This is a genomic window from Rhizobium sp. 007 (assembly GCF_015353075.1).
Classification (GTDB): Bacteria; Pseudomonadota; Alphaproteobacteria; order Rhizobiales; family Rhizobiaceae; genus Rhizobium.
On record NZ_CP064187.1, the window covers coordinates 4,044,368 to 4,064,493 of the forward strand.

Annotated in this window: 19 protein-coding genes, 1 tRNA gene and 1 pseudogene; 12 read left to right on the plus strand and 9 right to left on the minus strand. The window is 59.6% G+C overall.

Annotation, left to right across the window (positions count from 1 at the left end):
- Positions 1-68: 68 nt before the first annotated feature.
- Positions 69-1,523, minus strand: a complete 1,455-nt coding sequence (locus tag ISN39_RS19645; RefSeq protein ID WP_194728589.1) for a mannitol dehydrogenase family protein — start codon at positions 1,521-1,523, stop codon at positions 69-71.
- Positions 1,520-2,935 (minus strand): glucuronate isomerase, encoded by a 1,416-nt coding sequence (uxaC, locus tag ISN39_RS19650; RefSeq protein ID WP_194728590.1) that lies wholly within the window; start codon positions 2,933-2,935, stop codon positions 1,520-1,522. Before uxaC ends, ISN39_RS19645 begins: the two co-directional genes overlap by 4 nt.
- Before the next feature lie 168 nt (positions 2,936-3,103).
- On the opposite strand from uxaC, the gene ISN39_RS19655 reads away from it, so the two are divergent.
- A complete protein-coding gene (locus tag ISN39_RS19655; RefSeq protein ID WP_194728591.1) occupies positions 3,104-3,313 on the plus strand; it encodes a SlyX family protein in 210 nt (69 codons plus the stop codon).
- A 45-nt stretch (positions 3,314-3,358) separates the two neighbouring features.
- On the opposite strand, the gene ISN39_RS19660 is transcribed toward ISN39_RS19655, so the two are convergent.
- Together ISN39_RS19660 and ISN39_RS19665 are read right to left on the minus strand one after the other, a co-directional pair.
- A complete protein-coding gene (locus ISN39_RS19660) occupies positions 3,359-4,840 on the minus strand; it encodes an NAD-dependent succinate-semialdehyde dehydrogenase (protein WP_194728592.1) in 1,482 nt (493 codons plus the stop codon).
- A gap of 21 nt (positions 4,841-4,861) precedes the next feature.
- A complete protein-coding gene (locus tag ISN39_RS19665; RefSeq protein ID WP_194728593.1) occupies positions 4,862-6,142 on the minus strand; it encodes a 4-aminobutyrate--2-oxoglutarate transaminase in 1,281 nt (426 codons plus the stop codon).
- A 206-nt stretch (positions 6,143-6,348) separates the two neighbouring features.
- On the opposite strand from ISN39_RS19665, the gene ISN39_RS19670 reads away from it, so the two are divergent.
- The 3 genes from ISN39_RS19670 (at position 6,349) to ISN39_RS19680 (ending at position 9,604) form a co-directional block, all read left to right on the plus strand.
- Positions 6,349-7,158 carry a MerR family transcriptional regulator gene (locus ISN39_RS19670; RefSeq protein ID WP_194728594.1) on the plus strand — a complete coding sequence of 270 codons (810 nt, stop codon included), beginning with the start codon at positions 6,349-6,351 and terminating at the stop codon, positions 7,156-7,158.
- Between the two features lie 85 nt (positions 7,159-7,243).
- Positions 7,244-7,870 carry a ribonuclease D gene (locus ISN39_RS19675; RefSeq protein WP_074066191.1) on the plus strand — a complete coding sequence of 209 codons (627 nt, stop codon included), beginning with the start codon at positions 7,244-7,246 and terminating at the stop codon, positions 7,868-7,870.
- Positions 7,871-8,104: 234 nt separating this feature from the next.
- On the plus strand, positions 8,105-9,604 hold the full coding sequence (locus tag ISN39_RS19680) for a hypothetical protein (protein ID WP_194728595.1): 1,500 nt from the start codon (positions 8,105-8,107) through the stop codon (positions 9,602-9,604).
- Positions 9,605-9,662: 58 nt separating this feature from the next.
- Here ISN39_RS19680 and rpsA read toward each other — a convergent pair whose 3' ends face one another.
- The 3 genes and pseudogenes from rpsA to ISN39_RS19695 all read right to left on the minus strand — a co-directional run.
- Entirely contained in the window at positions 9,663-11,363 is a 1,701-nt protein-coding gene (gene rpsA, locus ISN39_RS19685) for a 30S ribosomal protein S1 (RefSeq protein ID WP_022713201.1), read from the minus strand.
- A 176-nt stretch (positions 11,364-11,539) separates the two neighbouring features.
- Positions 11,540-12,184 (minus strand): (d)CMP kinase, encoded by a 645-nt coding sequence (gene cmk, locus ISN39_RS19690; RefSeq protein ID WP_074066193.1) that lies wholly within the window; start codon positions 12,182-12,184, stop codon positions 11,540-11,542.
- Positions 12,181-12,402, minus strand: a pseudogene (locus ISN39_RS19695) (FMN-binding negative transcriptional regulator); the annotation flags it as partial. The gene cmk and the pseudogene ISN39_RS19695, both read right to left, overlap by 4 nt.
- A gap of 283 nt (positions 12,403-12,685) precedes the next feature.
- Here ISN39_RS19695 and ISN39_RS19700 point away from each other — a divergent pair.
- The 7 genes from ISN39_RS19700 (at position 12,686) to ISN39_RS19730 (ending at position 17,232) form a co-directional block, all read left to right on the plus strand.
- Positions 12,686-13,069 carry a TIGR02300 family protein gene (locus ISN39_RS19700; protein WP_022713204.1) on the plus strand — a complete coding sequence of 128 codons (384 nt, stop codon included), beginning with the start codon at positions 12,686-12,688 and terminating at the stop codon, positions 13,067-13,069.
- A 147-nt stretch (positions 13,070-13,216) separates the two neighbouring features.
- Positions 13,217-13,292, plus strand: a tRNA-Ala gene (locus ISN39_RS19705).
- Positions 13,293-13,423: 131 nt separating this feature from the next.
- Positions 13,424-13,984 carry a helix-turn-helix domain-containing protein gene (locus tag ISN39_RS19710; RefSeq protein WP_246763255.1) on the plus strand — a complete coding sequence of 187 codons (561 nt, stop codon included), beginning with the start codon at positions 13,424-13,426 and terminating at the stop codon, positions 13,982-13,984.
- Positions 13,985-14,003: 19 nt separating this feature from the next.
- On the plus strand, positions 14,004-14,537 hold the full coding sequence (locus tag ISN39_RS19715; protein ID WP_281438317.1) for a PIN domain-containing protein: 534 nt from the start codon (positions 14,004-14,006) through the stop codon (positions 14,535-14,537).
- A 231-nt stretch (positions 14,538-14,768) separates the two neighbouring features.
- Positions 14,769-15,941, plus strand: a complete 1,173-nt coding sequence (recF, locus tag ISN39_RS19720; protein ID WP_246763351.1) for a DNA replication/repair protein RecF — start codon at positions 14,769-14,771, stop codon at positions 15,939-15,941.
- The gene (locus ISN39_RS19725; protein WP_074066197.1) at positions 15,938-16,762 is read left to right on the plus strand and encodes a molybdopterin-synthase adenylyltransferase MoeB; all 825 of its coding nucleotides are present in this window, start codon (positions 15,938-15,940) and stop codon (positions 16,760-16,762) included. Before recF ends, ISN39_RS19725 begins: the two co-directional genes overlap by 4 nt.
- On the plus strand, positions 16,759-17,232 hold the full coding sequence (locus ISN39_RS19730) for a GNAT family N-acetyltransferase (RefSeq protein ID WP_194728597.1): 474 nt from the start codon (positions 16,759-16,761) through the stop codon (positions 17,230-17,232). Before ISN39_RS19725 ends, ISN39_RS19730 begins: the two co-directional genes overlap by 4 nt.
- Here ISN39_RS19730 and ISN39_RS19735 read toward each other — a convergent pair.
- Entirely contained in the window at positions 17,229-18,230 is a 1,002-nt protein-coding gene (locus ISN39_RS19735) for a D-glycerate dehydrogenase (RefSeq protein WP_074066199.1), read from the minus strand. The two genes, ISN39_RS19730 and ISN39_RS19735, sit on opposite strands and share 4 nt — an antisense overlap.
- 186 nt (positions 18,231-18,416) lie before the next feature.
- Here ISN39_RS19735 and ISN39_RS19740 point away from each other — a divergent pair, with 186 nt between their 5' ends.
- Positions 18,417-18,956 (plus strand): SH3 domain-containing protein, encoded by a 540-nt coding sequence (locus ISN39_RS19740; protein ID WP_194728598.1) that lies wholly within the window; start codon positions 18,417-18,419, stop codon positions 18,954-18,956.
- Here ISN39_RS19740 and ISN39_RS19745 read toward each other — a convergent pair.
- The gene (locus ISN39_RS19745) at positions 18,949-19,941 is read right to left on the minus strand and encodes an adenosine kinase (RefSeq protein WP_194728599.1); all 993 of its coding nucleotides are present in this window, start codon (positions 19,939-19,941) and stop codon (positions 18,949-18,951) included. The two genes, ISN39_RS19740 and ISN39_RS19745, sit on opposite strands and share 8 nt — an antisense overlap.
- Between the last annotated feature and the right edge of the window lie 185 nt (positions 19,942-20,126).

Sequence of the window (20,126 nt, forward strand, 5' to 3'; positions counted from 1 at the left end):
GCTTAAGGAGCCTTCAGCGCCCAATGACCTGGGCGCAGTGGCGGCGGAGTAACGCGGCGCGCCCCCACTCAAATCAACGGCAGCCTGCTATCCTGGATCAGAATCTCCAGCTTGTTCGCCACGTCCTCGGTCCAGGCGGCGTTTTTCGCCAGTGCCGCTGGGAATAGCCCAGGCAGGCCGAAAAGCGCCGCTGCTACCGCAGCGCCGTTTCGCGGAACATCTGTAAGGAGATCTGCGATTTCACCAGCTCTCGGATCACGCAATTCGTAACTTTTGCCGTTCCGGTCGGCGCCCAGCGCATAGCGCATCCAGGCGGCGACTGCGATTGCATAAGTCTCCGCCTTGCTGCCATGAGCAAGCGCTTCCGTTGCCGGCTCCAGGAGACGTTGCGGCAGTTTCTGCGTCCCGTCCATGGCGATCTGATAGGTCCGGTGCGCGATCGCCTTATTTGCAAAGCGCGCTATGAGTTCTTCCGCATAATGCTCGAGATTGATCCCTGGAACGGGATCGAGGGTCGCAGCTGCCGCGCTCATATGCCGCCGCGCAAGCGCTGCCAACCCGGCATCTTCCATGACATCGCGGATGTATTCATAACCACCTATATATCCAAGATAGGCGAGCAGGGAATGCGCCCCGTTCAGCATGCGAAGCTTCATCTTCTCGTAGGCCGAGACCTCCTCGACCATCAGCACGCCAGCCTTGTCCCAGCCCGGGCGGCCATTGGCGAAATGGTCTTCGATCACCCATTGCGTGAAGGGTTCGGTCTCGATCGCCGCGAGATCCTGCCGCCCCGTCAGGCGCTCGGCATCGGCATAGGTAACGTCGGTACTGGCCGGGGTGATGCGATCCACCATCGTGGAGGGAAAGGGGACGGTCCGTTCGATCCAGTCGTGCAACGAAGGATCGACGCGGCTCGCGAATTCGAGAACCAGGCGCTTGAGGACTGCGCCGTTGCTCGGCAGGTTATCGCAACTTAGCGGCGTGAAGGGCGCAATACCCTTTTTACGCCGACGCGCTAGCCCTTCGACAAGATAGCCGACAACGCCGCGCGGCGTTTGCGGATGGATAAGATCGGCGGCGATGTCGGGATGGTTGAGATCGAGGCCGCCGGTAAGGGTATCCAGACCATAGGCCTTCTCGGTCACCGTCAGGCTGACGATGCGGATTGCCGGATCTTCCAGGCGGGCAAGCAGCCCTGCCGGGTCTCGCGTTGCGACATGCGCCTTCAGGATCGGGCCGATCACCTGCCCTGTCGTTCCCGACGTATCGCGGATCAGCATCGTATAGAGGCCGTTCTGCTCGTTCAGGTGATCCGCGACATCGGCGGTGCGCAGGCTTGCGACTTCAATGCCCCACTCGCCGCCGGCGGCCGCAAGTGCCGCATCGGTAAAGGGTGCAAAATGCGCGCGGAAAAAGGCGCCCGGGCCGAGATGCAGGATGCCGCTTTTCAGCTTGCTTCGGTCATAGGCCGGAAGTTTTGCCGTCGGCGCGAGGCCCGTCAGGTTTTGCAGTCGATCCGTCACAACTTGTATGCCTTCTTCGCATTGTCATAGGAAAGTTCGCGCGCGACGATCTCGGCATCCTTCTTTGAAATCCGGTGCTCGGCTGCGAGCTGCGCCAGGAAGCGGCAGACCTCGCGGCGCCAGACGTCGTGGCGGGCGGGGATTGAAAGCAGTGCCCGCGTATCGTCGTTGAAGCCGGCGAGATTGGCAAAGCCGGCCGTTTCAACGACCTGGTCTAGATAGCGGCGAATGCCGTTCGGGCTGTCATGGAACCACCAGGGCGGGCCGATCATCAGGCACTCCCAGTGCCCGGCCATCGGTGCCAGTTCGCGGGCATAGGTCGTCTCGTCGAGTGTGAAGAGCAGAACCCTGAGACCGGACGCATGGCCGTATTTCGATAGCAGAGCGTTCAAGCCGCCGACCCAGTCCGTGCGTGTCGGAATGTCGGCGCCCATGTTCGGACCGCGCGTCTGGAAAAGGCCGCTGTCGGTGTTTCGGCGGGAGCCGGCATGAATTTGCATCACCATGCCGTCTTCGGCCGAGAGGCCGGCCATCTCCGTCATCATCTGGCCACGGAAAAGCTCGGCATTTGCCCCAGAAAGAGGACCTCTCAGGGCTTTGTCGAGCAGCGCCTGCTTGTCGGCGAGCGGTAGATCGGCGGTAAAGGCCGTCGGCACGCCGTGGTCCGTGGCCGTTGCGCCGAACTGGCGGAAATAGGCGCGGCGCTTGCGGTGCGCATCGACCATGCCATCCCACCGGGTAATGTCGGTGCCGGTGATTTCGCCGAATTGCAGGAGATTGGCACGGAAACCGACGGCATCCGGATCGGTGACGCTGTCCGGCCGGTATGTGGTGCGCACGCGGCCGATCCAGCCCTCAGCCGCCATCTTCTGGTGATGGGTCAGCGGGTCGAGCGCGCCTTCCGTCGTCGCAATCGTCTCGATACCGAAACGCTTGTGCAGCGCGCGCGGGCGGAACTCGGGCAGCGCCAATTGTGCGTTGATGTGGTCGTAAAGCTTATCGGCATTATCCGGGGTCAGCGGTTCGTCGCAGCCAAGCACGGCCGACATCGCATGATCGACCCAAAGACTGGAAGGCGTACCGCGGAAAAGGTGATGCTGTGCAGAAAATGCCCGCCAGATCGCCCGGCCCTCCGCGACCGGCTTGCCGTCGAGCCGCGGCACGCCGAGATCGTCCAGCTTGACGCCGACACTGTGCAGCATGCGGAAAAGATAGTGATCGGGAATGACAAGCAGCGAAGCCGCATCCTCGAAAGGCTTGTCCTCGGCAAACCACGAAGGTTCGGTGTGCCCGTGCGGGCTGACAATCGGCAGATTGCGAACCGCTTCGTAAAGCTCGCGCGCGATGGTTCGCGTTGCCGGATCGGCCGGAAAGAGCCGGTCCGGATGAAGAAAGCCGTTTCCTACATCCATCAGATTTCCTCCCTGATTAGACAGGGCCTATCCCACCTGGGCAAGGACGGCAAGCCCTATTAGTAACTAAACGGTTCACTTTCGGAATCGTTTTTTGCGAGCCTCGAAAGCATTGACGCAAAGACTTATTTCCGCTTTGGAAAGGCAGAAATTGCCGGGAGAAAACCGATGTCCGACGAGACGGGTCGAATCACCAAACTTGAGGAAATGGTCGCCCATCAGGCAAAGACGATCGACGAGCTTTCCGATCAACTCGCGGAGCAATGGAAGGTCGTCGAGCAGATGCGCACCAAGCTCGACCGGCTGACGGAACGCTTTCTGTCCCTTGAGGAGCAAACCCTCGAAGCCCCGGCGATCACCCGTCCGCCGCACTATTGACTGGCAGTAAAAGGGCGCCGCCGCCGGCGCCCTTTTACTTTCGGCTCAGAGATTGCCGATGCAGAGGTATTTCATTTCGAGATAATCGTCGACGCCATGGCGCGAACCTTCGCGGCCGTGTCCGGATTGCTTGACGCCGCCGAAAGGCGCCGTCTCCGTGGACATCAGGCCGGTATTGATACCGACCATGCCATATTCCAGCGCTTCGGCAACCTTCCAGACCTTCTTCAGATCGCCGGCGAAGAAATATGCGGCAAGGCCGAATTCGGTGTCGTTAGCCTGTTCAATCACCTCTTCAACAGTATCGAAGCGGAAGAGTGGAGCAACAGGACCGAAAGTTTCTTCACGTGCTACCTTCATGCCGCGGGCAACGCCGGTCAATACGGTCGGCGTGAAGAAGGTGCCGGCGCCTTCGATGCGCTTGCCGCCGGTCAGCACCCTGGCGCCCTTGGAAAGCGCGTCGCTGACGTGATCTTCGACCTTTGCAAGGCCCTGCGCGTCGATCAGCGGGCCGATCGTGACGCCTGCCTCGAAGCCGTCGCCGACGGACATGGCTTCGACCTTTGATGCCAGCTTGGCCGCAAATGCGTCGTAGACGCCTGACTGGACGTAGAGCCGGTTGGCGCAAACGCAAGTCTGGCCGGCATTGCGGTATTTGGAGGCGATCGCACCTTCGACGGCGGCATCGAGATCGGCATCGTCAAAGACGATGAAGGGTGCGTTGCCGCCGAGCTCGAGGCTCACCTTCTTGATCTGGTCGGCGCACTGGCGCATCAGGATGCGGCCGACTTCCGTCGAACCGGTAAAGCTGATCTTGCGCACTTTGTCGTTGCTGCAAAGTTCCTTGCCGATCGCCGGACCGTCTTCGCCGACAATGACGTTGAAAACGCCAGCCGGAATGCCGGCCTGTTCGGCAAGAACCGCAAGCGCGATCGCCGAGAGCGGGGTCTGCTCGGCGGGTTTCGAAACAACCGTGCAGCCGACAGCCAGCGCCGGAGCGATCTTGCGGGTGATCATCGCTGCCGGGAAGTTCCAAGGCGTGATGGTGCCGACGACTCCGACCGGCTGTTTGATAACGATCATGCGCTTGTCGTTGGAAGGAGCAGGGATCGTTTCGCCGTAGATGCGCTTGGCTTCCTCCGCATACCATTCGATATAAGCGGCGGCATAAAGGATCTCGCCGCGCGCCTCAGGAAAAGGCTTACCCATTTCCGCCGTCAGGATCGCCGCCAGCTCATCGGCGTTGGCAACCATCAGGTCGAACCACTTGCGCAGGATAGCGCTACGCTCCCTTGCAGGACGTGCTGCCCATGCAGGTTGCGCCGCATAGGCCGCGTCGATGGCTTTGCGGGTGTCGGCAGTACCCATGTCCGGCAGCGAGGCGAGCACTTCGCCTGTGGCCGGGTTCAAAACGTCGAAGGTTTTCGTTGCTTCGCCCCTCGTCCATTCGCCGTTGATGTATCCTAAGTCGCGGAGGAACGGCGAGGAAAAGGGCACATGCTTGGTCAGTGCAGTCGTGAATGACATGTCATTTACTCCGAAGGGCGGTTACTTGCCCGCACTTGCTTGAAGGATAGAGGCTTCGAGGATATCGAGCGCTTCGACGAAGATATTGTCCTGGATGGTGATCGGGGCAAGGAAGCGAATGACGTTTCCGTGCACGCCGCAGGTCAAAAGAATGAGACCCTTCTCCAGCGCGATCAGGCGGACCTTATTCGCGAAATCCGCGCTCGGCAGCTTTGTCGCCTTGTCGTTGAACTCGACGGCGTTCATGAAACCCGGGCCGCGGATGTCGACGATTTCCGGCACCTTGTCGCGCAGAGATTCCAACCGTTGCTTCAGGCGGCTGCCGAGCTGGTTGGCTCGGTTGCAGAGATCCTCATCTTTGATGACGTCGAGCACGGCATGCGCCGCGGCGATGCCGAGCGGGTTGCCGCCATAGGTGCCGCCGAGACCGCCAGGGGCAGGTGCATCCATGATCTCCGCGCGGCCGGTGACGGCAGCCAGCGGAAAGCCGCCGGCAAGGCTCTTTGCCATGGTCATCAGGTCGGGCGCGACCTCATGGTGGTCCATCGCAAACATCTTACCCGTGCGTGCAAAGCCCGTCTGCACTTCGTCGGCAATCAGCAGAATGCCGTGCTGGTCGCAGAGTTCGCGTAGCGCCTTCATGAATGCGACCGGCGCCGGATAGAAACCGCCTTCGCCCTGAACCGGCTCGATGATGATAGCGGCCACGCGCTGCGGATCGACATCGGCGGCGAAGAGCTTCTTCAGGGCGGCAAGCGACTGTTCAAGGGACACGCCATGCATCTCTACGGGGAAGGGCACGTGGAAAACATCGCCCGGCATCGCGCCGAAGCCAACCTTGTAGGGCACGACCTTGCCGGTCAGCGCCATGCCCATGAAGGTGCGCCCATGGAAGCCGCCGCCAAAGGCGATGACGGCGGAGCGGCCGGTCGCAGCACGCGCTATCTTCACGGCGTTTTCGACGGCCTCGGCGCCCGTCGTCACGAAGATCGTCTTCTTCGCAAAATTTCCGGGCGTCAGCGCGTTCAGGCGTTCGGCGAGATGCACGTAGCTTTCATAAGGCACGACTTGATGGCAGGTATGGGTGAAGTGATCGAGTTGATCTTTTACCGCGGCGATCACCCGCGGATGGCGGTGGCCCGTGTTGAGCACTGCGATACCGGCCGCGAAATCGATGTAGCGGCGTCCCTCCTTGTCCCAGATCTCGGCATTCTCCGCTCGGTCGGCATAGATCTGCGTGGTCATGCCAACGCCGCGCGAAATTGCGGCATTCTTCCGGTCCGTAAGGGTGATCGTGTCCATCGTGCTCGCGCTCCTGCGCTGGAAAGGGTCGAGGAATTATCTTGCATAATTTCTGCAAGGCATTTAGAAAATTCCTACATTTTTCCTGCAGGAAATCAAGCGGCATTTTTTGCTTCAAACATCACGCTTTTTGATGGATGCTCGCGCCAGAAGATTCTGACGCGCACAGCGCCTAAAACAAAACGGAATCAGGGATTTATTGCTTGATGAACAACAACGGTCCGGTGCGCTACAAGGTGGCCGAAGCGGCAAGGCTGGCAGGCATTTCCGCCTCCACGGCGCGCCTCTGGGAAAGCCAGGGCCTGCTCGTTCCCGGCCGCTCGGAAACAGGGCATCGGCAATACAGCGCCGAGGATGTCGCCCGTCTGAAGCGGATTTCGTGGTATCGCGTCGAGCGCGGCCTCAATCCGGCGGCGATCCGCGAGGCACTGGAAAGCGAGGAGCCATCGGCCGAATCCGCCGAGAGCAGCAGCACTTCCGACATCGGCCGCAGGCTCCGCAGTCTTCGCCATGCGGCGGGCAAGACGCTGGAGCAGGTGGCGAGCGATATGGGCATCACCTCCTCGACCCTGTCGACGCTAGAGCGCACGTCGCAGGGCGTCAGCTTCAAGACGCTGCACGATCTCGCGGAATATTACGGCACCACAGTCTCGCGCCTTTCCGGCGAGGAGAGCGAAGACGTTACCGCAATCATCCGTTCCGGCGAATGGCGCACCTGGCCGCAGACGACGCCCGGCGTTACGGTGCAACTGCTGGCCGAAGGCCGACGGATGATGGATTGCCATCGTTTCGTGCTGGCACCGGGGGCTGCCAGCGAAGGCGCCTACCGGCATGAAGGCGAGGAATTCATGCATGTGCTTTCCGGCCGCCTCGAACTCGTTCTGGATTCCGACCAGTTCTTCGATCTCGGTCCCGGTGACTCGCTCTACTTCGAAAGCCGCCGCTATCATTCCTGGCGCAATCGTCACGATGGCGAGACCGTGCTCCTGTGGATCAATACGCCACCGACATTCTAACTCTCGAAGAACGTTAAAGCGGTATCGCTACGGCTGCCTTTGCGCTATAGCGCGACGTGAGACATTGAAACGATAAGAGACAGCCATGGCCGCCACCATCCGTTACCACGAAGGCGATATTTCAGAGCCGGACGCCGCCCGTTATACAGGTGCGATCGCGATCGATACGGAAACGCTCGGCCTCGTGCCGCGCCGCGACCGGCTCTGCGTCGTGCAGCTTTCTCCGGGCGACGGCACCGCCGATGTCATCCGCATTGCCGCCGGACAGAAGGAAGCGCCCAACCTCGTCGCCATGTTCGCCGATCCGGCTCGCCAGAAGATATTCCATTATGGACGCTTCGATATCGCTGTGCTGTTCCACACCTTCGGCGTCACTACGGCGCCGGTCTTCTGCACCAAGATCGCATCGCGCCTGTGCCGCACCTATACGGATCGCCACGGCCTGAAGGACAATCTCAAGGAAATGCTCGACGTCGACATCTCCAAGGTGCAGCAGTCGTCGGATTGGGCAGCGGCGACCCTGTCGCCGGCGCAGCTCGAATATGCCGCCTCCGATGTGCTCTATCTGCATGCGTTGCGCGACAAGCTGACCGAGCGGCTGATCCGCGACGGCCGCATCGACCACGCAACCGCCTGCTTCGAATTCCTGCCGACCCGCGCCAAACTCGATCTGCTCGGCTGGGAAGAAGCGGATATCTTCGCCCATAGCTGAAGTCTTTAAGGCCAAAAACACGCCTGCGGCGGCCGGGCGGGATTTCATCCCCGCCCGGCCGTTAGCGTTTCATTAACGAGACTTCGGTAAGATTATCGCTAATTTTTATGCATTCGACGGTGCGATGACGCGCCATGCGGACAGGAGGATCTGCTGGAGAATGCGAGGGGCCGGATGAGCGCGGTCCTCTTGTGATCTGCTTCCATCGTCACTTTGCGACAAAAGGAGCATGCCATGTTGACTCCGGTTCGTGCAGCGTCAAATGCAAGCCTTTCCTCCCACGGCCAAACTGCGGTGATCGTTGCCAACGGGCTCGGTCGTTCAGTCGTTGCGCCGACGCCTGTCCAGGCAGTCGAAGCCACAGACCTCAATTCAGCGATTGCCGGCAAGCTCAATATCCTTCTCGCAGCCGCTCGCGAGCGCATGTTCGACGCGCTGCTCGATGCCATCAATGCCGCCTCCGGCGCGCTGCCGCTGCCGCGCCGGGAATTGGAAAGCAATCTCGCTTTTGCATCGCGTCTCGCAGAAGCCATCCAGAAGCTTCCGGCCGCCCGGATCAACGAGATCGAGACCCAGCTCGCGGGCGCCGGTCATACTCTGCCGCTGCGGTTGATTGCTGAGGCACTGAAGAATCCGGCCGGTCCGGAGGCAGCCCGCGTGATCGCCTATCTGGAAACGATCCGTTATAAGGATCGTGATCTGGCGGCCCGCGCCGTCGTTCGCTCCTATCGCCAGAACGATGCTTCGCCTCTGCGCCCGGAAGCACGGCCAAACATCGCAATCCAGGAAGAGAAACTGCTGCCAATCGCAAAGGCGCAGCAATCGCCCGTACGGGAAACTCAGGCCTCCATGCCAACCAAGAGTGCGTTGCCGCTTGCGCCAGCTGTGCTCATTGCCGAATTGGCGGAGCAACCGGTCAAAATCGTCGAGGCGGCATTTGAAGAGCCTGCGCGCGCAGAGGACAACCCTCTCGAATTCCGTGATGCGGTTGACGTGCAGGCCGAGGATCCGGTTTCGGCGGATACGCTGAAGTTGATCGACGAGCCAATAGACGTTGAAGCTCAGATCCCGGCGGTGCGCTCCGATCCTTCGGAGCCGGTTATTCCCAAAGTCTGGACCGGTGTTCTTGCCTCGATGACCGAAGAAGCTTCGGAGCTCATCGTTGCAATCATCGGCGAGCAGGAAACGGCAACACTCCTGGACGATTTGGCAGCGGTGCCGGGGACAACCGAGAGGCCAGCCGGCGACATGGTAGCCGAGGCAGAGCCGGCGCCGGCAGACATTTCCGAAGCCGCGGTCCCTGCGAAGCTGCAGCAGACAGTGGTGACTGCGCGGTTACCGGTTGCCGATTCCACGCAGATTGTCCACCAGCAGAAAGACATCGTCGCGCAGCCGCAGGTTCTTCCTGCCGATATTGCAGAGGCCGTGCAGAAGTCAGGTTTGCTGAAGCCAATTGATGGGATGCCATACGCCCAGCATCCTTACCAGTTCGCCAAGGACGGTGCCCCACGCCGCGACGGCGAAATGCATCGTCGCGACTACGAAGGCAGTGGCTCCGAGGGCGAGCAGCAGGCCAACACAGGCAGCGAGCATCAGGACGCAGAGGCTGAAGGCGAGCAACGAGCGGAAGGTGTCACGCCGCAGGATCTGCCCGAGGTCGACGCCACAGCATCAGGCAATACCGTCGCCGATCCGGTTTACGCACTCTATCAGCGCATGGCCGGCTGGGAATAAGCAAACAAAAAACCCGCCGGATCGCTCCAGCGGGATCTTGATTTCAAAGGCTTGACGATTACTCGCCGCGGTTCTTCAGAGCCGCGCCAAGGATGTCGCCGAGCGAAGCGCCGCTATCGGATGAACCGAACTGAGCGACAGCTTCCTTCTCTTCTGCGATTTCCAGCGCCTTGATGGACAGCATTATCTTGCGGTCCTTCTTGGAGAAGTTGGTGACGCGGGCGTCAACAACCTGGCCAACCGAGAAGCGTTCCGGACGCTGCTCGTCGCGGTCACGCGAGAGGTCTGCGCGGCGGATGAACGAAGTGATGTCTTCGTGGTCGACGAGCTTCACTTCGATGCCGCCGTCGTTGACTGCGATGACTTCGCAGGAAACGACTGCATTCTTGCGCAGGTCGCCGGAAGCAGCTGCTTCGCCAACCGCATCCTTGCCGAGCTGCTTGATGCCGAGCGAGATGCGTTCCTTCTCGACGTCGACGTCGAGAACAACTGCCTTGACGACGTCACCCTTGTTGAACTCTTCGATGACCTGCTCGCCCGGACGGTTCCAGTCGAGGTCGGAGAGATGCACCATGCCGTCAACGTCGCCGTCGAGACCGATGAACAGGCCGAATTCGGTCTTGTTCTTGACTTCGCCTTCAACTTCAGTGCCGGCCGGATGATTGCGGGCGAATGCTGCCCACGGATTTTCCAGCGTCTGCTTGAGGCCGAGCGAAATACGGCGCTTGGACGGATCGACTTCGAGGACGACGACTTCGACTTCCTGGCTCGTGGACAGGATCTTGCCGGGGTGTACGTTCTTCTTGGTCCAGGACATTTCCGAGATGTGGATCAGGCCTTCGATGCCCGGCTCCAGCTCGACGAACGCACCGTAGTCGGTGATGTTCGTGACTGTACCGGAAATCTTCTTGCCTTCCGGATACTTGGCCTGGATGCCATCCCACGGATCGCTCTCGAGCTGCTTCATGCCAAGCGAGATGCGGTGGGTTTCCTGGTTGATGCGGATGATCTGAACCTTGACCTGCTGGCCGATGTTCAGGATTTCCGACGGATGGTTCACACGGCGCCATGCCATGTCGGTGACGTGCAGCAGGCCGTCGATGCCGCCCAGGTCAACGAATGCACCGTAATCGGTGATGTTCTTGACGACGCCGTCAACAACCTGGCCTTCTTCGAGGTTCTGAACGATTTCAGAACGCTGCTCGGCACGGGACTCTTCCAGAACCGTACGGCGCGAAACCACGATGTTGCCGCGGCGCTTGTCCATCTTGAGGATTTCGAAGGGCTGCGGGTTGTGCATCAGCGGGGAAACGTCGCGGATCGGACGGATATCGACCTGAGAACGCGGCAGGAAGGCGATCGCACCGTCGAGGTCGACCGTGAAGCCGCCCTTGACCTGGTTGAAGATTACGCCTTCGACGCGCTCGCCGGCTTCGAACTTTGCTTCAAGCTTGATCCAGCTTTCTTCGCGGCGAGCCTTCTCGCGCGACAGAACCGCTTCGCCAAGCGCGTTTTCGATACGCTCGACATACACTTCAACTTCGTCGCCGACCTTCAGCGAACCATCCTTGGCTTTCGCGCCGAATTCCTTGAGCGCGATGCGGCCTTCGACCTTCAGGCCGACGTCGACAACGGCGACATCTTTTTCGATGCCGGTGACGATGCCCTTGGTGACATAGCCTTCAGCCAGATCGTTCTTGGCAAAGGACTCTTCGAGAAGGGCCGCGAAATCCTCGCGAGAGGGAGTAGCTACTGACATAAAATCTCCTGCGTGACCTTTGATACTGACAAGGCCCACGTATGCGCCGGTTGGTTCGTGTTAAACGGGCCTGAACCCAGTCCGCCTCCTTGCAAGGAAGCAATCCGGCGCTTGGACGGAATTTCAGGCTTTTAATAAAGCGCTTCCCGGCAAAAGCACGGAACGATCGCTCGAATTCAGTTATTTCGGCTCAATGCTGCGTCGATGATCGATTTCGCAGCTTGAAACGCGGCCTCTATACTCATTTCCGACGTATCAAGCAAGTGTGCTTCTTCCGCTGGTTTCAAGGGGCTGTCGGCCCGTCCCATATCGCGCTCGTCGCGCCGCTTCACGTCCTCGAAGATCGCATCGAAATCCGCCGTTCCTCCCTTGCCGATGATCTCCTCGTAGCGGCGCCTGGCGCGCACCTCCGGGGAAGCCGTCACATAAAGCTTCACCGGCGCATCCGGGCAGACGACGGTGCCGATATCACGTCCGTCGAGCACTGTTCCCGGAGCCTTTTCCGAAAACCGCCGCTGCGCCTCCACCAGCGCCCGGCGTACGGCCGGCATGACGGCAATCTTTGAGGCGGCTTCGCCGATCTCATGCTTTGAAAGTATATCGCGTTCGAGGTCGGCCAGTTCAACCTCGCGAGCGATCTTTTCGGCGACCTGCTCGTTATCGAGCGGCAGGCCGGCGTCGAGCAACGCCTTCGCAGCCGCTCGATAAGTCAGGCCAGTATCGAGATGATGAAAGCCGTACTCATCGGCGATCTGCCGCGAAAGGGTGCCCTTGCCCGCGGCTGCGGGTCCGTCGATGGCAATTGTAAATGTCTTGCTCAATGGTTTCCTTCCAGCCTGCCGGAGCGCTTCACAAGATCCAGCATCTCGGCCTCACCAGTCGTCCCGCCGACGCCTGTCGCCACGCCTTCGCGACCTGCGACCGGCCTGTTTTGGCTGACCTTCCACTTGCCTTCGATCGCCGCAATCTCGAGTTCGACGCCGATGATGCCTTTCAGTTGCGCTCGGATAAAATCCTCAGGTGCGTCGACGACCCATGGATGGGCGCGGATCAGCTGGTGCTCTGTCGCCAGATCATCTTCCCTGAAATGGGGTGATTGATACATCTGTTTCTCGATGATTTATCGTTTCCGGCGCTACCTAACACAATGTTATTTACCGGTCATCTGACGATCATTTCACCATACTGATTGCAGCGCGAAGTTTTAGCTTTGACATCGTTGGCCGCAACGATTATGGGGACCGGCTTATAAATTCCGATGAAACGCCGGTTTGAACGGCATTTGCCGAATTTAGCATTCGGCCATTCTCACGAGGCTTATAGTGGCGAAAGCGGAACTTGGAACCAAGCGTACCGATCCGGAAACCGGCAAGAAATTCTACGATCTGAACCGGGACCCGATCGTTTCTCCTTATACCGGAAAGTCCTACCCATTGTCGTTCTTCCAGGAAACCTCGGCCGCAGCAGCCGAGATCGCCGAAGAAGATGAGGTTCAGGAAGTCGATACCGAAAACACCGAAGTCGAACTCGTATCGCTGGAAGACGCTGATGAAGGCGCATCCGGCGATGATATCCCAGATATCGGCGATGACGACGTCGAAATCGAAGGCGATGACGACGATACCTTCCTCGAAGCCGACGAAGACGATGAAGACGACGACATGAGCGACATCATCGGCGTCACCGGCGACGAAGACGAAGTCTGATCGTAAAGCGCGGCCCGGACGACAAAAAGTCTCCGGGCCGTTTTTTTGGGCTTGCCATCTGCGAAAACCGCAAGTAAGAAGCCGCCACTCCGCCAGGCATATGCCACGGAGTATCCCAGGACCGGCAAAATACCGGACCACCCTGATGGGGCTATAGCTCAGCTGGGAGAGCGCTTGCATGGCATGCAAGAGGTCAGCGGTTCGATCCCGCTTAGCTCCACCAAATTATCCAAGCAAAACCCGACTACGAATTTGTGGGCAAGCAACGGGAAGTACGAGCGACTTCTTGTGTAGTTCTCCGAGCCGCGTTGTTGTTCGCCAGCTATCAGGGGCCTAATCTCGTGAGTGGAACCATTGATCATCACAAAAAGTTTACGGGTTGCGGATATTGCAGTTATTGCGGATATTGCGAATACTGATTCGCACTGCTATATCCTCCTAAAAATTATAAAAAAAAGGATGTCACCAATGTCGCAACTGCTAGAACGCCCAATCCTGCCGTCGGCGGACGATACTGAATTGGCCGCCGAGGCCAGTCGCTACATTTCACGTGCGAAGCATGAAGGTGCTGAACTTCGAGTTCAAGTTGATGGCGGGGAGCTCCTAAAGCTTCCCAAGGCTGTCAGCGAGTTACTGTATCATCTCCTAACTGAAATGGCTCAGGGTAATGCTGTAACTTTGATACCCGTCCATGCTGAGCTGACAACTCAGGAGGCGGCAGATCATCTTAATGTGTCGCGGCCCTACCTGATCAAACTTTTGGAAGAGGGGAAAATCCCATTCCATATGGTTGGAAGCCATCGCCGAATAAAGTTTAGCGACCTGGACGGTTTCCGTCGAAAGGCTGAGGACGAAAGAAAACGGCTCATGGACGAGCTGGCGAGCCAGGCCCAAGATTTGGGGATGGGCTATTAAGAAGTCTAGTTACACAGTCATCCTTGATGCTTGCGTCTTGTATCCCGCGCCGCTGCGAGATTTCCTTATGGAACTCGCTGCGGCGGGACAATTCAGAGCAAAGTGGTCAGATGAGATCCACGATGAATGGACACGAAACGTACTGAAAAACCGTGACGACCTTACAATTGAGCAACTCGGTCGCACCAAGGATTTGATGAACGCAGCGGTGCCAGACAGTGTGGTCGATGGCTATAGTGATCTTGTGCCTGCGCTTGCGCTTCCGGACCCAGACGATCGGCATGTCCTGGCAGCGGCGATAGTCTCAGCGAGCGACGCCATAGTCACGTTTAATCTCTCAGACTTTCCTAGGAAGACCGTTTCACAGTACGATATCGAAGTCCTCCACCCGGACGATTTCATCCATCACCAATTTGGCCTGAACAATGCCGGCGTGATAATCGCCGCGCAACATTGTCGAGCTCGTTTGAAAAACCCGCCTAAGACGGCATCCGAATATTTAGAAACACTAGAGCGTCAGGGGTTAGCAAAGAGCTGCAACGGGAACTCTTAAGTTTGTGGCGCCGCATACCTGATCCGGCCGTTGTCGACAAACAACCCCGTCTCGTGTTCGTTACCGCTTCGCACCCAGTCACGCGCGTCGGTTCGATAGCTCCACCAAGATCTCCAGATTTCACGTTAATATTCGGTGCTGGTCGGCGTGTTGTCGTTTCCCAAGCAAACCATTCTAGCAGCTGCCCCGCAGTTTAAAGCGGCTAGTCTCATACCCGACCCTTGCCATGAACTGCCGTTCGGCATAGCTCTGCCCCAATGCCCCGAATCCGGATATTCGATGCCCCACAAGGTTTCCCTTTCCCGTCTGAAGCTGACCGACTTCCGTAACTACGCGGCGGCTTCGCTCGTGCTCGACGGGCGGCATGTCGTGCTGACGGGGGATAACGGTGCCGGCAAGACCAATCTGATGGAGGCGGTTTCCTTCCTCTCGCCTGGCCGCGGTCTTCGCCGTGCCACCTATGCAGATGTCACGCGGGTCGGGGCCTCCGCGGGGTTTTCGATCTTCGTCGAGCTTGACGGCATGGAAGGTGAGGTCGAAATCGGGACTGGCATTGATGCTAGCGATGAAAATACCAGCCGCAAGCTGCGCATCAACGGCACGCCGGCAAAGACGGCCGACGAGTTGACGGATCATCTGCGCGTGCTCTGGCTGACGCCTGCCATGGATGGCCTTTTTGCCGGCGGATCTTCAGACCGGCGCCGCTTTCTCGACCGCCTCGTGCTGTCGCTCGATCCCGCACACGGTCGCCGCGCCACCGATTTCGAGCGCGCCATGCGCAGCCGCAACAAGCTACTGGACGACGGCCGTTTCGATCCCGCCTGGCTCTCGGGCATCGAAGAGCAGATGGCAAGCCTCGGCATCGCCATGGCGCTTGCACGCGAGGAAATGCTCGGCCTGCTTGCCCGCCTGATAGAGGAAACGCGCGAAACCTCGCCTTTCCCCTCCGCCACACTCGAGCTTTCCGGTTTCATGGATGGCCAGTTCGCGCGCCCTTCCGTAGACCTGGAGGATGAATATGCCGCGATGCTCGCTGAAAACCGCTATCGCGACGCGGCCGCCGGCCGCACGCTTGACGGCCCGCACCGAGCCGATCTGCTGGTCCGGCACCGCGAAAAGCAGATGGAGGCGGAGCGTTGCTCGACGGGCGAACAGAAGGCGCTGCTTGTCGGCCTGATCCTCGCCCATGCCAAGCTCGTCGCCAATCTCACCGGCCATGCGCCGATTCTGCTTCTCGACGAAATCGCCGCCCATCTCGACGAGGCCCGCCGCGGCGCGCTCTTCGATCTCATTGATGCGCTTGGCGGCCAGGCCTTCATGACCGGCACCGATCGCTCGATGTTTTCTCTCCTCGGCGACCGCGCTCAATTCTTCACTGTTGCCGAGGGCCGGGTCTTCGAATGACGGATGCCGCTTTCCCCGCGCCTTCAGGCCATGATAGCATTGCGTCCATGGAACCTTTGAGCCCGGAAGAAATCGCAAGATATCAGCGTCATATTCTGTTGCCTGAGATCGGCGGGGCGGGTCAGCAGAGACTGAAGGCCGCGCGTGTGCTGGTAATCGGCGCGGGCGGGCTTGGCGCACCTGTTCTGCAATATCTGGCAGCTGCCGGGATCGGCACACTCGGCATTGCCGATGACGATCGCGTTTCGCTCTCCAATCTGCAGCGGCAGGTCATCCATGACTCCGGCACAATTGGCGAACTGAAGACGGAAAGCGCCGCCTTTGCAATCGCCCGGCTGAATCCGCATGTGAACATCATCCGCTTCGAAGAGCGCTTTTCGTCGGAGTCCGCCCGCCGGCATCTTTCTGGCTTCGATTTGCTGATCGATGCGTCGGACAATTTCGAGACGCGTTACGCCGCAGCCGATGCCGCTGAGAAAGCGGAAATTCCGCTCGTGAGCGGCGCTGTCGGCCGTTTCGACGGTTCCTTGACTGTGTTGAAACCTTACGAACGAGCCGAAGATGGCGCGCTCAACCCCGCCTATCGCGATCTCTTTCCGGAAATCCCGCCGGAGGGCCTCATTCCCGCCTGCGCCGAAACCGGCATCATCGGAGCACTGACCGGTGTCATCGGCACGCTGATGGCGATGGAGGCGATCAAGCTCATTACCGGCGCCGGCGAACCGCTTATCGGCCGGTTGCTGCTCTACGATGCGCTTTCTGCCCGTTTCGACAGCGTCCGTTACAAGCGCCGCCGCGCGCAAGGGCCGAGCGTTTCATGAACATCGTCCGGATCGATGAGAATTTTCACCGCTGGAACGAGTTGCTGCAACTAATCCTCTCGTCCTTCGCCTATATGAATGGCCGCATCAATCCGCCGTCTTCGGCCTTGAGCCTGACACCGCAATCGCTTGCCGAGAAGACCCTAAACGAGATCGGCTACGTCGTGCTTGAAAACGAGGATTTGCTTGGCTGCATGTTCTTGAGGCCTGAGCCGGGATGTCTTTATCTCGGCAAACTCGCGGTCGCGCCGGAGGCGCAGGGCAGGAGTATCGGCAGGCTGTTGCTGCAGGTAGCCGAGGCGGCTGCGAGAGAGCGCCTGCTATCTGCGCTGCGGCTCGATACGCGCATCGAATTGACCGGCAACCATTCAGTCTTTGCCGCCTGGGGCTTTGCGAAGACGGCCGAAAAATCTCATCCGGGTTTCGATCGGGTCACCTATATCGAAATGCGCAAGGTTCTCGCCGTTTAGCGGCCGGGCAGTACGCGATTCGGCGGTCGGTGGCCGTCGATGAAGGTGCGGATGTTGATAATCACCTTGTCGCCCATATCGATGCGGCCTTCGATCGTTGCCGAACTCATGTGCGGCAGCAGCACCACCTTGCCCTCGTTCGCAAGTTTGACAAGCTTCGGGTTGACGGCAGGTTCGTTTTCGAAAACGTCGAGGCCGGCGCCGGCGATCTTTCCCTCCCTCAGGCATTTGATCAAGGCGCTCTCATCCACGACGTCACCGCGCGCCGTGTTGACGATATAGGCTGTCGGCTGCAGCAGCGCGAGGCGGCGAGCGGAAATCAAGTGAAAGGTTGCGGGCGTCGAAGGGCAATTGATGGAAACGATGTCGACCCGTGCCAGCATCTGGTCGAGGCTTTCCCAATAAGTCGCCTCTAGTTCGTCCTCGGTCGCCGGGCTCACCCGTTTGCGGTTGTGATAGTGGATCGACAGGCCGAATGCCTTGGCGCGGCGCGCGACGGCCGTGCCTATCCGGCCCATGCCGACGATGCCGATGCGCTTGCCGTGAATGCGCCGGCCGAGCATCCAGGTCGGCGACCATCCGGCCCATTCGCCGGGCTTGTCGGTAAGCACCCGTGCACCTTCGCCGAGGCGCCGGGGCACGGCGAGGATCAGCGCCATGGTCATGTCGGCCGTGTCCTCGGTCAGAACATTCGGCGTGTTGGTGACGGTAATGCCCCTGCGGGCTGCCGCCTCGACGTCGATGTGGTCGGTGCCGTTCGAAAAGCTCGCTATCAGCTTCATTTGCGGCCCGGACTGCTCGATAAGAGCGGCATCGATGCGGTCCGTCACCGTCGGCACCAGGACGTCGGCTGTCTTTACGGCCTCGATGAGTTCAGCGGCGGAGCGTGGCGAATCATCGATATTGAGCTCGGCGTCGAAAAGTTCCCGCATGCGGGTTTCCACCGCATCCGGCAGTTTCCGGGTGATGTAAACCTTCGGTTTTTTCTTTGATGTCATCGCGGCCGGCCATGCCTTGTTCAGAGGTCTTTAACCAAGACGGGGGATAATTTTCCCGTCTCGGGCATTTTCTACCAGACCCACACGCGAAGACAAACAAAACTCGCGGGTAGCGTTAGGTGAATTTCAAAGCCCGGCGGCAAGCAGGCTGGATCTGCTGGCGTACTTGAGCGAACGGAAATCTCCATGCGTGGAAAATATTTGAAGGTCTGCCTCGTCTTTGCGGTTGGTCTGATGTTTGCGGGGGAAGCCGTCGAACCCGCGTATGCGCAGGTGGCAAAGGGCCCGAGCGGCCTGCCGCTTCCGCGGTTCGTCTCGCTGAAGTCCAAGCGCGTCAATCTGCGCATCGGCCCGGGAACGGATTATGCCGCGTCGTGGATGTATCTGAAAGCCGGCCTGCCGGTCGAAATCATCCAGGAATACGACAACTGGCGCCGTATCCGCGATGCGGATGGCACGGAAGGTTGGGTCAACCAATCGCTGCTGTCAAGTCAGCGCGCGGCGATTGCCGCACCGTGGATGAAGGGCAAGGGCAAGTTCGTCTATGTCAACATGCGCCGTGAGCCGCAGTCGTCAGCGACCGTGGTTGCCAAGCTGGAGCCGGGTGTGATGATCCATATCGCTGAATGCAACGGCGATTGGTGTCATGCCGAAGCCGACAGCGCCGAAGGCTGGGTGGCGCAGTCGGAAATCTGGGGCGCTTACCCGGGCGAAGCTTTCAAATAAGCTGCGCGTCGCGGGCGGCTTCGGAAAGCGATTTCATCGGCCGCGGTCCGATCTGCTGAATGACGATCCCAGCTGCAAGGCAGCCAAGCTTGCCGCAATCTTCCAGCGTCCGTCCCTGCGTGTAACCATAGAGGAAGCCTGAAGCGAAGAGGTCGCCGGCACCGGTCGTATCGACCACTTCCTTGATGCGGATCGCATCGACATACCAGCGCTCGTTGCCCTTCAGCATAACGGCGCCGTTTTCGCTCATCGTCACGGCCGCGATCTTGCAATCCTTGGCGATCTTGTTGAGCGCCACCTCGAAATCGTCCGTCTCATAGAGCGCGAGTACTTCCTGCCGGTTGGCAAACACGATGTCGACAGTGCCGGAGCGCATGAGGTCGAGGAACTCCGCGCGGTAGCGATCGACGCAGAAGCTGTCCGAAAGCGTCATGGAGACTTCGCGGCCGTTCTCATGGGCGATGCGGGCGCATTCGCGAATCGCTTCCTTGGCGCGCGGCGGATCCCAGAGATAGCCTTCGAAGTACGTCACCTTGGCTTGTGCCACGACCTCGGGCTCGACATCCTCCGGGCCGAGTTCGACGCAGGCGCCGAGATAGGTATTCATCGAGCGTTCGCCGTCATCCGTGACGAAGATCATCGAGCGCGCGGTCGGTGGGAACGTGCCCTTTGGTTTCGTCTGGTAATGTACGCCCTGTGCCCGGATGTCGTGCGCGAAAATCTCGCCGAGCTGATCCTCCGCTACCTTACCGAAATAGGCGGCCCTGCCGCCGAGGCTTGCAACGCCCGCTGCCGTATTGCCGGCGCTGCCGCCTGAAGCTTCGAGCGCCGGCCCCATGCGCGAATAGAGAAGTTCGGCGCGGGCGGCGTCGATAAGGTTCATCGCCGCCTTGGTGATATTGTTGTCAATGAGGAACTGGTCGTCGCAGCGCGCGATGATATCGACGATGGCGTTGCCGACAGTCAGAACATCGAATTTTGTCATGAAAGGGAAGGTTCCGGATTAGATGATAGCCGGGATCCGGTCTTACCGGAATTTCCGGGCTTTGGAAGAAAAAACGCCGCCAGTTGCCCATTTCTTCGCAAATGCCGTCGATCCGTCATGTCGTTGTCACCTTGAGCTTTTAGACACGATCACAAGCAGACCGGCATGAGCAGCCTTTGGGTTGC